Annotated in this window: 11 protein-coding genes; 8 read left to right on the forward strand and 3 right to left on the reverse strand. The window is 43.4% G+C overall.

Annotated elements, in window-relative coordinates; genetic code table 11:
• Nucleotides 1-1,078: phosphotransferase enzyme family protein (locus tag I6E24_RS12705; protein WP_262911930.1), on the forward strand; the 1,078-nt coding region annotated here is incomplete at its 5' end.
• A gap of 234 nt (nucleotides 1,079-1,312) precedes the next feature.
• Here the strand turns inward: I6E24_RS12705 and I6E24_RS12710 are convergent.
• The 3 genes from I6E24_RS12710 to I6E24_RS12720 are packed head-to-tail and all read right to left on the reverse strand — an operon-like array spanning nucleotide 1,313 to nucleotide 6,892.
• Complete coding sequence (locus tag I6E24_RS12710) at nucleotides 1,313-3,199, reverse strand: DNA-methyltransferase (RefSeq protein ID WP_235328908.1); 1,887 nt, start codon at nucleotides 3,197-3,199, stop codon at nucleotides 1,313-1,315.
• Between the two features lie 17 nt (nucleotides 3,200-3,216).
• Nucleotides 3,217-4,035 (reverse strand): KilA-N domain-containing protein, encoded by an 819-nt coding sequence (locus tag I6E24_RS12715; protein ID WP_235328909.1) that lies wholly within the window; start codon nucleotides 4,033-4,035, stop codon nucleotides 3,217-3,219.
• Nucleotides 4,036-4,045: 10 nt separating this feature from the next.
• Complete coding sequence (locus I6E24_RS12720) at nucleotides 4,046-6,892, reverse strand: DEAD/DEAH box helicase family protein (protein WP_235328911.1); 2,847 nt, start codon at nucleotides 6,890-6,892, stop codon at nucleotides 4,046-4,048.
• A gap of 461 nt (nucleotides 6,893-7,353) precedes the next feature.
• Here I6E24_RS12720 and I6E24_RS12725 point away from each other — a divergent pair, with 461 nt between their 5' ends.
• From I6E24_RS12725 to rsxA, 7 genes are read left to right on the forward strand one after another with little or no spacing between them, the layout of a single operon-like run.
• A complete protein-coding gene (locus I6E24_RS12725; RefSeq protein ID WP_235328912.1) occupies nucleotides 7,354-7,782 on the forward strand; it encodes a SoxR reducing system RseC family protein in 429 nt (142 codons plus the stop codon).
• 17 nt (nucleotides 7,783-7,799) lie between these two features.
• Complete coding sequence (locus tag I6E24_RS12730) at nucleotides 7,800-8,735, forward strand: Fe-S cluster domain-containing protein (RefSeq protein WP_235328913.1); 936 nt, start codon at nucleotides 7,800-7,802, stop codon at nucleotides 8,733-8,735.
• 36 nt (nucleotides 8,736-8,771) lie between these two features.
• Nucleotides 8,772-10,109 carry an electron transport complex subunit RsxC gene (rsxC, locus tag I6E24_RS12735; RefSeq protein ID WP_235328914.1) on the forward strand — a complete coding sequence of 446 codons (1,338 nt, stop codon included), beginning with the start codon at nucleotides 8,772-8,774 and terminating at the stop codon, nucleotides 10,107-10,109.
• A gap of 24 nt (nucleotides 10,110-10,133) precedes the next feature.
• Complete coding sequence (locus tag I6E24_RS12740; RefSeq protein ID WP_154044787.1) at nucleotides 10,134-11,123, forward strand: RnfABCDGE type electron transport complex subunit D; 990 nt, start codon at nucleotides 10,134-10,136, stop codon at nucleotides 11,121-11,123.
• Nucleotides 11,120-11,761: an RnfABCDGE type electron transport complex subunit G gene (locus I6E24_RS12745; RefSeq protein WP_235328915.1), complete on the forward strand. Its 642-nt coding sequence runs from the start codon at nucleotides 11,120-11,122 to the stop codon at nucleotides 11,759-11,761. Before I6E24_RS12740 ends, I6E24_RS12745 begins: the two co-directional genes overlap by 4 nt.
• An 18-nt stretch (nucleotides 11,762-11,779) precedes the next feature.
• Nucleotides 11,780-12,364: an electron transport complex subunit RsxE gene (gene rsxE, locus I6E24_RS12750; protein ID WP_154044789.1), complete on the forward strand. Its 585-nt coding sequence runs from the start codon at nucleotides 11,780-11,782 to the stop codon at nucleotides 12,362-12,364.
• A gap of 19 nt (nucleotides 12,365-12,383) precedes the next feature.
• The gene (gene rsxA / locus I6E24_RS12755; RefSeq protein WP_204403644.1) at nucleotides 12,384-12,983 is read left to right on the forward strand and encodes an electron transport complex subunit RsxA; all 600 of its coding nucleotides are present in this window, start codon (nucleotides 12,384-12,386) and stop codon (nucleotides 12,981-12,983) included.
• Nucleotides 12,984-13,251: the final 268 nt, after the last annotated feature.

Consider the following 13,251-nt stretch of genomic DNA (forward strand, 5'->3'; position numbering starts at 1 on the left):
GAATTTATTAAATCCAATCATTGAAAAATTTCCGGAAATTAAAAATGTAGAGTCTGTAAGACCTTTGACTGCGGGACTTATCAACCAGACTTATCTTGTAACGACTCAGGAGGGTACTCCTAATTTTATTCTTCAGTGCATAAACCATAATATTTTTAAGAATGTTGATTTGTTGCAGAATAACATAGAATGTGTGACAGGACATATCCGCAAAAAGCTTGAAGCTGCCGGTGAAAAGGATATTGATAGGAAAGTCCTTCGTTTTGCTGTGGCTGATAATGGTAAAACATATTATTTCGATGGAGAAAAGTACTGGCGTGCGTGTGTGTTCATTGAAGGCTCGCTTACACTCGATGCTGTTACACCGGAGTCTTCATATCTTGTCGGACTGAAATTCGGTGAATTCGAAGCTATGTTGTCCGATCTTCCTTATCAGCTTGAAGAGACAATTCCTGATTTTCATAACATGGAGTTCAGAATGAAGCAGCTTCATGAAGCAGTGGAAGCCGATGTGGCAGGACGTATGGATAAGGTGCGTGACCTGGTAGCCGAAATAGAAAAGGATGCTTACGATATGTGTTGCGCTGAGAGATATTATCGCGAAGGCAAGCTTCCTAAACGTATATGTCACTGTGATACGAAGGTGAGCAACATGCTTTTTGATAAAGAAGGAAATGTGCTTTGCGTTATTGATCTTGACACTGTGATGTCAAGTTTCGTGTTCTCTGACTTTGGTGACTTCCTCCGCTCGGCGGCAAATACCGGTAAGGAAGACGATGAGAACCTTGACAATGTGAAGTTTAATTTCGAAATATTCAAATCCTTTGCAAAAGGTTATATCGAATCGGCAAAGTGTTTCCTTACTCCGCTGGAAATTGAGCTTCTCCCGTATGCTGTGACTTTGTTCCCTTACATGCAGGCTGTGCGCTTCCTTACTGATTATATCAATGGTGATACGTATTATCAGATTAAGTATCCTGAACATAATTATGTAAGGACACTTGCACAATATAAATTATATAAGGAAGCAAAAGCCGCTGTGGCAGATATGAAAGAATTCATAAACTCACTTGTATAATATAGTGTAACACGTGCGTGTGAAGTTTTTCATTTATACTATCAATTTACCAACGATTGAACTTTACATGCTGAAGACCACCTTTAGGATTAATATGCACCTGCACCAGAGGTAAGTGATATTCTTCGATTAAGATAAAAGACGACAGAAAACAATCAATCCGCTTTTATGTTTTAATGACAGGAAAGCGGATTGATTGTTTTTTTTCAGACTTTGGCAATGGGTTATTGACCGTCAAATCACAAAAACTGTTTCGTCACCGCAGATGTTGCGGATTTTCATACGCAACGGTTTATGCTCGCTGATGATGCAGGCATCCCAGTATTCTGTGGTCTTTACTCCGTTCTTGATGACATAGCCTGATTTGTCTATCTTTATTTCAGAGTCGCTTTGCCATGGTGCGTCTTTTTCAGCTGAGGTACAGTCAAGGCTTATCCATTCTATTGTTTCAAGTCCTTCATCGCTGATTATTATAGGAGAGAATGTCTTTTCCTTACCTTTGGCTTTTTGCTGGAGAACCTGAAGTTGGTTCTTCTGGTTTATCTCTTCTATCTTGCGTCTTACGCGGTCGCTCTGGAACTGGATGATTTCCACTTTCCATGCGTTGAACAGACCGTCACGGGCTTCCTGTATGTTCCATTCCGCATAGTCTTCTGCCACTACATTATCCAAAACCTGTTTCAGGTCGCGTAGTTCTATTTCGATAAGCGGATTTCCATGCTCCTTAATGAAACGCTGAATTTCTTCCGGGTCGTCTATGTCTATGTAATAAATGATTACACGTTTTGTTTCGTCCGGCAAGTCCGGTATGGCCTTGTGGATGATTTCGTTCATAAGAGGTTTGTCCAGCATACGGGTGGTGCTGTCCATCAGATTTGGCAGATAGACAGGGGTCATGCCGTATTTGGAATCTATAATGCTGCCTTCCCAGAATTCGTCCAGAGCGTCTTCGTTTCTCAGTCCGATGATGAGGGATTTCAGGCGTTCCATAGTCTGAACGGGATTACGGTAGAGCGATACACCGTCTTTTATCTCCAACATGTCGAATTCTGCTTTGGCTGCCAAAAGGCGGTCGCGTGTGGTCTGAATGCTGTTGATGTTTATGTCGGTATGGATAAACTTACGGCCTAATTTGTTAGCTACAGTTGCTGTTACACCACTGCCTCCGAAGAAATCTGCCACTATCATGCCTTTGTCGCTGCTGGCTTTGATGATTCGTTCAAGGAGGGCTTCGGGCTTTTGGGTCGCATAATCGACGCGTTGGGAATCTGTTGATGCAATATATGGAATAGTCCAAACATCTTTTATTTTTTTTTCGGTTGACAGTTCATAAATAATATTTCCATCTTCATCTCGTGCGCGCATATTTTTCCCATCAATTTTTACTCTCTTACTTTGCATTACAGGTTCATCTCGTTCTTCTGAAATGGTATAATATAGATAGTTTTCTGACTTTGAATATCGGAAAATAGTATCATGCTCACAGACAAAATCATGTGGCTTTGTAGAACCACTCATTTTATTAGTATAATGCCAAACAATCTCATTCCTGAAATTATCCTCCCCAAACACCTCATCCATCAATATCTTTACATAATGCCCGATATGCCAGTCCAGATGCACATAAATACTTGCAGTATCACTCATCACCGACTTTATAGCCATCAGATTTTCATACATCCAGTTCAGATAGCTTTCCTTGTTCCAAATGTCGCCGTACATCTTTTCTTCGAAAGAGCGCAGTTCCTCTATATCCAGTTCGCTTTCAGCCTGACGGATAGCTTCCGCTACCTTAGGGTTACGGCGCAGATACACCTTCTTGGCATAGTCGGCACCACTCGCAAAAGGAGGGTCGATGTACACCAAATCGACTGTTATACCTTTATCTTTCAGATAAGCGCATGCGGAAAGGCATTCTCCGCGAAGCACAAGATTGCCGTTTTCATTTTTACCGACACGCTCCTGAAGTTCGGTTTCATAGAGAGGCATTCCGCGACGGATATGTTCGGTCACAGCGTCATTGCCGTTATAGCGCAGTACACGCTTTGTGCGTACAAAGTTGTCAAGCACAGCCTGACCTTCCAATGTATTTGGGAAATAGGGTATATATTTTATAGCCATAGGGATAGTTGTTTGTATTATTTCAATAATTGTCTGTTCTCGCTGTCCGCATTTTCCAATATACACATCTGGTGGATGGCTATTTGGTTGAGTTTGATAAGTCTCTCACATTGCGGAATACCTTGTTCAATGAATAGAGTGTTTAGGTTTTCCATGTTGGATAAGCAGATAAGTTCGTTGACTGTGGCATAGTCACGGATATTTCCTTTCAGTTCCGGATGGGCTTCACGCCATTGCTTTGCCGTCATTCCGAACATTGCGACGTTAAGCACATCTGCTTCGTTGGCATAAATAATATTAGCTTGTTTCGGTGTTACTTCATTTGGTATAAGATTATGTTTAATGGCATCAGTGTGTATCAGGTAATTGATTTTAGAAAGCTCGCGTTTTGCGGACCATCCTAATTGCCTGTATTCATCTGTTTTCAGTCGTTGGAATTCTTCGATTAAATAGAGTTTAAAAGGAACACTGATAGCAGAACCGAATTCAAATGCGATGTCTTTATGAGCATAAGTTCCACCGTATCGTCCTTTTTTCACGGCTAAACCGATAGCATTGGTACGTTCAATCCATTCTGATGCACTCAGTACGAATGATGGTAAACCTGCACTTTTTCTAAAGTGGTCAAATTCGACCACTTTAAAATCCGGATTGTGGATAACTTCCCAAGTACCGAGAAACTCGATGGTATAACGGTTTCTTATCCAATTTTTAATGACATCGGCAGAGCGGCTGTCGTTCCCTTTGGCAGAAGCCATATCAGTCAGAGATATATAATCTTGTTCTTCCAGTTTAAGAATAGTTATCTCTGTGTTTTGAACTGTTATTTTTGCCATTATAAAAAGTCTATATTTTGAAAAATTCTTTTATCGTTTTTATTGTCAGTTTCTCCCTTTCCTCTTTGCTTTGTGTGTCTTCGAGGTAAAGGAAGTGGAAACGTTCGTAGCCGAAACGCTCGTTGTTCTTCTGTATGAACTCCGTCTCCATGAACTTCTTGCGGTCGGCAAACTTGGCGGCAAATCCCTCGCCTTTGGTTTCGATGATGATGATGCGATGGATTGTGCCGTCGTCCTTACGGCTGAGCAGCAGGAAGTCGGGTACATACTTGCCGATGTATGTCCATTCCTTGCCTACCTGTTTGTAGCAGTCTATCTTGAATTCGGTCAGTGAGTCATCGCCGTTGAAATATATCTCCAATGGTTTGTCTTTCAGATACGGCAGGATTGAATCCTTGAAAAACTCACGTTCCAGTCCGCTGTCGAAACGGTAGGGTAGATAGTGGTATGTCTGTTTGCGTTCGGGATGTGGGTCGGCAGGTTCCGGCATACGATATCCCATCTGTTTCATCTTTTCTATCAATGCAAGCTCTTCGGGCGACAATACCTTGTCTTGAGCATTCTCGTCCCAGTCTATAATGGTCTTTACGTCTTCCTGCGAAGGATAGAACGGTTTGTCGTTTTCCACTGAAATAGGGGAAACAAGTCTTTCTATCTGAAGAAGGCTTGCATCGCACGGAACTATCTCTTCTCTGACAGTGAAGTCACGTTTCGGGACAAAAGCCTTGCGGATGAGCGAACGGATGTTGCTCTGGTCATAGCTGTTGTCGTATCGCGTATTGCCCGATTCATCTTTGATGGTTATACGTTCGAAAATCTTTCTGAGGGCTTCCTCATGTCTTTTCAGATTTTCAGGGGGCAGAGTCCTGAAGCTTTCTTTCGTTATCAGATACAGCCACCGGCGGAAAGATATGTATTCTCCTTCCTCTGTTTCTGCCATATAATGTCCTAATATATTGCCGGACAAGTCCTGACGGTGGATTAGAGCGACATCGGCTTCTGTAAGGATTTTTTCATCTGTCAGCTTTTCATCGGTGTGCGGATATTCCTCTGTCGTCAGTGTCTGATATGATACCTTTAGCTGATAGAAGTCGATTGGTGGAACCTTCAGCAGCGTGGTTCTCGGGAAACGTTCTATCATAATCTGCTTCTTGTGCTTTCCCCTGTTCAGTTCCTGTAATGATATGTTCTGCTGCTGTTTCAACTGTTTGTTCAGTGTGTCTGCATTGAATTTGTTCAGCCATATCAGAGCTGTCTCGTCAGCATTTTTTACTACCTGGCGAAGGCATCGGCAGCTGGTCTGCAGAACCATATTCATGGGGCATACACCTTTTTGTGGAAGAATGACACCTGTCAGGCTTTTACAGTCCCATCCTTCCTTGCCTATCTGTACAAGGAGTACTATGCGTATGTTGGAGAAATCCGTATCGAGCGATGCAAATTCCGTTTCCGAGTCTTCCGGCTGAGGGTACGACTTGTTTCCGCCGTGATATTTGAGTATGGTTTCCGTAGGGCTCAAACCATATTCTGAAACGATACTGCTTACGAGTGGAAAGACTGTTTCTTCAAGCGTTTCTATCTGTCCGCAGTATATGGCAAGTTTGGCACACGTGCCATTTTCATACACTGTGTCGCGGTATCTGTCGAGGAACTCTTTCACACCGTTTCTTACTATTGTTTCCGTATCATTGTCCGCAAATTTCACTTCCGGAACTTTCAGAAAATTGCCTACACCCTGTATCAAAGGGTAATAGTAAACCACGTTGGAAAGGTCGGTGTTCTTTATTACAAACGAATCGGCCAAAGTAACTTTCTCTGCCTTTTCGAGGTATGGAGTGCCCGAAAAGCCTAATACTCCGCAGAATGAATGTTGTGCAGTCCATTCTTCCACCACCTGACGCAGTTTTATCTCGCCGTCGGCAGCGTGGTGAACTTCGTCTATGAAGACGGACAGGTGAGGTATGCGTCCGATGATTTCGCGCAATTCGTTGGCAATGCGTATTTTGGTCAGCTCCTCTTTGTCGAACAATGCAGGGTCTTCGTCTTTGCCTATACGGTCGAGAATGACTTTCTCGGCATTGGTTATAGCCACAAGCCCCATAAGGTCATCCAGCGGCTGGTGGTTGTTTATCTTTTGGGCGTTCGGGTTTCTTACCAGATTGCTCTTTTTTGCCGATTTCTGTTCGTCGAGGATTTCAAATTTTATCATCCTCTTGAGGTTTGAGGCGGTAGGTTCGGGTATTATCCAAGTGGGGTCGAACTCTTGTATGTTTTTTAGACTTGGTATGATGGACGATTTAAGTCCGGAGGGTGCAAGCACCATGAAATTGTGTGCAAATGCAGGATTTCCTGGTTCGTTTACGGCAAAATAGAGGTCAAGGTATATGAATGCTGCCATCAGATAAGTCTTTCCGGCGCCCATTGGCAGACTGAAAAGATAGTCTGTATAGTTTACTCCGTAGAATATCTGTTTGAATGTTTCTTCGTAATCTATGTTTTCACTCTGCTGCCTGATTACTTTTTCCATTTCTGGGGCGAGCTGGTTGCCGTCTTTGTCAGTAAGTAGTGAATATTCCATCAATGCGGCTGCTGCCTTGTTCGTGGTAAGGACTTTACGTGCTTCCACGGTAAGTTCCATGCTGTTGAAGTCAAGACTGTTGAAGCGTCCTTCGATGAATAGCTTCCACAATGGACGGTTGCCGCAGGCTATTTTCAGAAACAGATATATCTTGATTGCCTCGATTTGCGCATCTCGCATCTTGTTCCTTCTATATATATATTGTATAAGTTCGCGGATGGTGCAATCCGGCGACTTCATCCATTCATCGCACTTTTTCTGTATCAGTCTGTAAAACATAATGTGTATATAGGAGTATCGGTTTTGTTTTTTCTTTTAGCTGTCAAAAATATAAAATAATATGTAATAATGAAAATATTTATTGTCTCATTTTATGAAATGAACTGAGAAATAAACCGTAACACGTACGTGTTACGCATGCGTCACGTTCGTGTTACGCTCGTTGCACGAACGTGTTCCACGAGTTACACATACGTGTTACGCTAAGTTTGAACGTTTATCGTATCTGATACTTGATATTTGATACTTGATACTTGATATTAAAAGGGCTTTATCCTCAAAACGTACGGTATCATTGCCGTTTTATTCATTGGATAAGGCTCTTTTTTGTGTTTTTTAATCATAATGCTCTGTACGTGCTTCTGAATTGGATTTTTTTACAAAAAAAATCTCGTTAGCGATAACGGGTATTGAAAAATTGTTGTACATTTGCCTCGTATTTGTAATGTGTGGTTTGCAAAATGAATAATAATATAAAACACCTTGGTATTGTGGAAAGCATAGACGGCTCTCATGTGAGAGTTAAGATTCTTCAGAGCTCGGCTTGTTCGTCGTGCAGCGTGAAAGGTCACTGTAATGTTTCGGAGACCAAGGAAAAAATAATCGATATACATGATAAGGAAAGTGCTGATTGTTGTTCAGTAGGGCAGCAGGTAATGGTATGTGGTACTACTTCGATGGGTATGAAAGCTGTTTTGTTGGCTTTTGTACTGCCTTTTGTTGTGCTGTTTGCAGCCTTGTTTGTTACTATGAGAGTAACAGACGGTGATGAGGCTGCATCGGCTTTAGTCTCTTTATGCACTCTTATACCTTATTATATAATAATATATCTGTTGAGGAATAAAATCAGTCGTACATTCTCGTTTACATTGGAAACAATAAATAATTAATAAACTAACTTTAATTTATGGATTTAATTTTAATTGCAGTAATTTCATTGGGAGCCATCGGCTTGGTTGCGGCAGTAATTCTGTATGCAGCGTCTAAGAAATTCGCTGTCTATGAAGATCCGCGAATTGCTCAGGTAAGCGAAGTGCTTCCTCAGGCTAACTGCGGTGGATGTGGTTATCCTGGTTGTTCGGGTTTTGCCGCTGCTTGCGTAAAAGCCGGTTCATTAGAAGGTAAACTATGTCCTGTAGGTGGACAGCCTACTATGGATAAGGTTGCTGCCATTCTTGGTCTTGAAGCTGCCGCTTCGGAACCTAAGGTGGCTGTAGTGAGATGTAACGGTACATGTGCCAACCGCCCGAAACTTACTCAGTACGATGGCGTGCGCTCATGCGCAGTAGCTAATTCTACCTACGGTGGTGAGACTGGATGTACGTTTGGATGTCTTGGCTGTGGCGACTGTGTGTCGGCTTGTACATTCGGTGCCATAAAGATGAATCCTGAAACAGGACTTCCTGAAGTAGATGAAAGCAAGTGTACTGCCTGCGGTGCTTGTGCCAAGGCATGTCCTCGCTCAATCATCGAAATCCGTCCTAAGGGTAAGAACAGCCGCCGTGTTTACGTTCAGTGCGTCAACAAGGATAAGGGTGCTGTTGCCCGCAAGGCTTGTGCTGCTGCATGTATCGGTTGCGGCAAATGTGTCAAGGTATGTCCGTTCGAGGCTATCACTCTTGAAAACAATCTTGCTTACATCGACCCTGCAAAATGTAAGTCATGCCGCAAGTGCGAAATGGAATGTCCTCAGAATGCTATCATCGCTGTGAACTTCCCTCCAAGAAAGGCAAAACCTGCTGAAGAAACTGCTCCTAAAGCAGAAACTGCTGCTCCAAAGGCAGAGACAGTAGCTCCTAAAGCAGAGACTCCTGCAAAGGAAGCTCCAAAGGCAGAAGCATAATTAATCCGATTAGTAACAATATTAAACGATATAAACGTGAAAACATTTAGAATAGGTGGAGTCCATCCGGCAGAAAACAAGTTGTCGGCAGGCAAGGCGATAGAAACGCTTGCCCTCCCCAAACAGGCTGTTTTCCCTTTGTCTCAGCATATAGGCGCACCGGCTACAGCTATCGTAAAGAAGGGTGATGTAGTGAAGGTTGGTACTAAGATTGCCGAAGCAGGCGGTTTCGTTTCGGCTGCTATCTACTCTTCAGTATCAGGCAAGGTGAACAAGGTGGACAGCGTTATTGATGCCAGCGGTTACCGCAAACCGGCTATCTTCATTGACGTGGAAGGCGATGAATGGGAAGAATCAATCGACCGTAGTACAGAACTGGTTAAGGAATGCAACCTTACTCCGGAAGAAATAGTAGCCAAAATCAAGAACGCAGGTGTAGTAGGTATGGGTGGTGCATGTTTCCCAACTCATGTCAAGCTTACTCCTCCTCCGGGATGCAAGGCTGAATGTGTTATCATCAACGCAGTAGAGTGTGAGCCTTATCTTACTGCCGACCACCGTCTGATGCTTGAAAAAGCAGATGAAATCCTGGTAGGTGTACAGATTTTGATGAAAGCCGTAAAGGTAGATAAAGCTTACATCGGTATAGAAAACAACAAGCCTGATGCCATCAAGCTGATGACAGAAAAGGCTGCCCAGTACAAAGGCATTGAAGTAGTTCCTCTGAAAGTTAAATACCCGCAGGGAGGTGAAAAACAGCTTATCGACGCTGTTATCGGCCGTCAGGTTCCTGCTCCTCCTGCAATTCCTATCAACGTAGGTGCCGTAGTTCAGAACGTCGGTACTGCATACGCTGTTTACGAAGCTGTACAGAAGAACAAACCGTTGTTCGAACGCGTGGTTACAGTTACAGGTAAATCACTGAAGAATCCTTCAAACTTCCTGACACGTATGGGTACACCGATGAGCCAGCTTATCGAAGCTGCCGGAGGTCTGCCTGAAGATACAGGAAAGGTAATCGGTGGTGGTCCTATGATGGGTAAGGCACTTGCCAACACTGAAGTTCCTATCTGCAAGGGTAGCTCAGGCGTTCTTCTGATGAACGACAAAGAGGCTGCACGTGCAGAGGCTATGCCATGTATCCGTTGTGCAAAATGTGTAAGCGCATGTCCTATGGGACTTGAGCCGTTCCTTCTTGCAACAGCATCAGCACATGGCGACTGGGAACGCGTAGAGAAAGAAATGATTATGTCATGTATTGAGTGTGGTTCATGTCAGTTCACATGTCCTTCACGCCGTCCAATGCTTGACTATATCCGTTTAGGTAAAGGCAAAGTAGGTGCGATTATCCGTGCACGCAATGCTAAAAAATAATCAATCGAAATTTATCGAATAACTATGGCTAATAAATTAATAGTATCTTTATCACCCCATGTACACAGCGGCGACAGCGTACAGAAAAACATGTACGGTGTAATCATAGCCTTGATACCTGCCTTGCTCGTGTCATTCTATATGTTCGGTCTTGGGGCTGTAATCGTTACGCTCACATCTGTTGCAGCGTGCTTGTTCTTCGAATGGGCGATTACCAAGTTCATTCTGAAACGCGAACGTACAACCATACTCGACGGTTCGGCAGCACTTACAGGTCTGTTGCTTGCCTTCAACCTTCCGTCAAACCTTCCTTTGTGGATTATCATCATCGGTGCCCTTGTAGCAATCGGTATCGGTAAGATGACATTCGGCGGACTGGGATGCAATCCTTTCAACCCTGCATTGGTTGGACGTATCTTCCTGCTTATCTCTTTCCCTGTACAGATGACTTCATGGCCGGTAGCTGGTCAGCTTACAGCTTATACAGATGCAGAAACAGCAGCTACTCCACTCGCTCTTATGAAAATGGCTGTAAACGGTGACGCTGCTGCTCTCGAACAGCTTCCTTCTACTATGGACCTGTTCCTCGGTAACAATCCGGGATGTATCGGTGAAATCAGTGCATTGGCATTGCTGTTGGGTCTGGTATATATGTTGTGGAAGAAAATCATCACATGGCATATTCCAGTGTCTATCATCGCTACAGTATTCGTATTCGCTACACTGCTGAACCTGGTTGACCCTGCAAAATATGCTGACGGATTGACTCACCTGTTCACAGGTGGTCTTATGCTGGGTGCCATCTTTATGGCTACAGACTATGTTACATCGCCTATGAACCACAAAGGCATGATTATCTACGGTATTGCCATAGGTTTCCTAACAGTACTTATCCGTACTTTCGGTGCCTATCCGGAAGGTATGTCGTTCGCTATCTTCATCATGAACGCATTCACTCCGCTAATCAATACTTATTGCAAACCTAAAAGATTCGGGGAGGTAGTAAAGAAATGAAAAAGTTAGAATCATCATTGAAGAATATGGCTCTCGCCCTGACAGGTTTCTCTGTAGTGGCAGGAGCAATATTGGGCTGGGTGAATAAGGTGACTGCCGAACCTATAGCACAGGCCAATGCAAAGACATTGAGCGACGCTATAGCAGTGGTAGTTCCGGGTTTCGACAATAACCCTGCTGAAGCTCCTGAAACAATCGATGTTGACGGTGTTTCATATAAGATTTACAAGGCTACAAAAGGTGGCGAGTTTATCGGTGCTGCAGTAGAATCTTCATCTATGGGATTCGGTGGCGAACTGAAAGTCCTTGTCGGTTTCGATGTTGAAGGTAACATCATCGACTATTCACTGTTGAGCCATGCAGAAACTCCGGGATTGGGCTCAAAGGCTGCCGACTGGTTCAAGAAAGGTGCAAAGGGTGACATCACAGGCAAGAATCCTGGCGAAGCTCCTTTGGTTGTGTCGAAGGACGGTGGTCAGATAGATGCCATCACAGCTTCTACTATCACTACCAGAGCATTCCTTGCTGCAGTGAACAGCGCATACGGAGCATACAAGAACCAGCATGTTGACGGTACTAGTGGTGCAACTCAGCAGGCTGCTGACGAAGAGAAAACTGAAAATGTAGAAAACAATTAATAGGAGAGGAGTAAGATTATGAATAATTTTAAAGTATTGATGAACGGAATCGTTAAGGAAAATCCTACTTTCGTTCTCCTTTTGGGTATGTGTCCTACTTTGGGTACAACATCTTCTGCCATCAACGGTATGGGTATGGGACTCGCTACAATGTTCGTGCTTATCTGTTCAAACATTGTAATCTCTTCTATAAAGAAACTTGTGCCTGACATGGTTCGTATTCCTATCTTCATCGTGGTCATAGCATCATTCGTGACAGTTCTGCAGATGGTAATGCAGGCATATGTTCCTGCCCTCTACGCTACTTTGGGTCTGTTCATTCCGCTTATCGTGGTGAACTGTATCCTTCTTGGACGCGCTGAGGCTTTTGCCGCAAAGAACAATCCTATAGCTTCACTGTTCGACGGACTTGGTATGGGACTTGGTTTCACTATCGCCCTGACATTGCTCGGCGGTGTACGTGAATTCCTCGGAACAGGCAAGATTTTCAATATCGCAATCATGCCGGAAGAATACGGTATGCTGATATTCGTTCTTGCACCGGGTGCCTTCATCGTACTGGGCTATCTGATTGCTATTGTAAACCGCTTGAAGAAAGCATAACCCTTAAAAGAGTTTTTATATGGAATATATATTGATATTTATTACAGCTATATTTGTGAACAACATCGTGTTGTCACAGTTCCTTGGTATCTGCCCTTTCCTGGGAGTATCAAAGAAAGTTGAAACAGCTATGGGTATGGGTGCGGCAGTAGCATTCGTGTTGGTTCTTGCGACTATCGTTACTTACGTTATCCAGAAGTTTGTCCTCGATGCTTTCGGACTGGGATATCTTCAGACCATAGCGTTCATCCTTGTCATCGCAGCATTGGTACAGATGGTTGAGATTATCCTCAAGAAGGTTTCTCCATCGCTCTATCAGGCATTGGGAGTATTCCTTCCGCTTATCACAACCAACTGCTGTATCCTTGGTGTTACAATCCTCGTAATCCAGAACGACTTCGATCTCTTGACAGGTGTCATTTACGCATTCTCAACAGCATTGGGATTTGCTCTTGCACTTATCGTGTTTGCCGGTATCCGCGAACAGCTTAGTATGGTAAACATACCAAAGGGTATGCAGGGAATGTCTATCGCCCTTGTAACAGCAGGTTTATTGGCTATGGCATTCATGGGATTTTCTGGTGTTGATAAAGGTCTTGCTGCTTTGTTTGGAATTTAATTGATTTTTGAAGTTATAGAAGTTATAATAGAAGTTATAGAAGTTAAGCTAAGTCCCTAATTCCTTTAACTTCTTCTTTGGTAACTTCTTTAACTTCAGCATAAATAAATTCCAGAAAATCCGGTATCACTGCTGATACCGGATTTTTTTGTAGATTCCAAAACGAAGTGCAACGTTTTGGTCTTTAAAAGTAGTAGATTCAAGGAGGAAAGTGTTAACTTTGCCTCGTGGATCAAAGAGGAGGCGAGCTCTGCTGAGGAGCAACTCG

The organism is Bacteroides caecigallinarum (genome assembly GCF_021530995.1).
Classification (GTDB): domain Bacteria; phylum Bacteroidota; class Bacteroidia; order Bacteroidales; family Bacteroidaceae; genus Phocaeicola; species Phocaeicola faecigallinarum.

What these genes read in the sequence shown, in the direction of transcription:
- I6E24_RS12745 (WP_235328915.1), top strand. Translation starts at nt 11,120, where the DNA reads ATGAAAAAGTTAGAATCATCATTGAAGAATATGGCTCTCGCCCTGACA.
- rsxA (WP_204403644.1), top strand. Translation starts at nt 12,384, where the DNA reads ATGGAATATATATTGATATTTATTACAGCTATATTTGTGAACAACATC.
- I6E24_RS12715 (WP_235328909.1), bottom strand. Translation starts at nt 4,035, where the DNA reads ATGGCAAAAATAACAGTTCAAAACACAGAGATAACTATTCTTAAACTG.
- I6E24_RS12740 (WP_154044787.1), top strand. Translation starts at nt 10,134, where the DNA reads ATGGCTAATAAATTAATAGTATCTTTATCACCCCATGTACACAGCGGC.
- I6E24_RS12730 (WP_235328913.1), top strand. Translation starts at nt 7,800, where the DNA reads ATGGATTTAATTTTAATTGCAGTAATTTCATTGGGAGCCATCGGCTTG.
- I6E24_RS12725 (WP_235328912.1), top strand. Translation starts at nt 7,354, where the DNA reads ATGAATAATAATATAAAACACCTTGGTATTGTGGAAAGCATAGACGGC.
- I6E24_RS12710 (WP_235328908.1), bottom strand. Translation starts at nt 3,199, where the DNA reads ATGGCTATAAAATATATACCCTATTTCCCAAATACATTGGAAGGTCAG.
- rsxE (WP_154044789.1), top strand. Translation starts at nt 11,780, where the DNA reads ATGAATAATTTTAAAGTATTGATGAACGGAATCGTTAAGGAAAATCCT.
- I6E24_RS12720 (WP_235328911.1), bottom strand. Translation starts at nt 6,892, where the DNA reads ATGTTTTACAGACTGATACAGAAAAAGTGCGATGAATGGATGAAGTCG.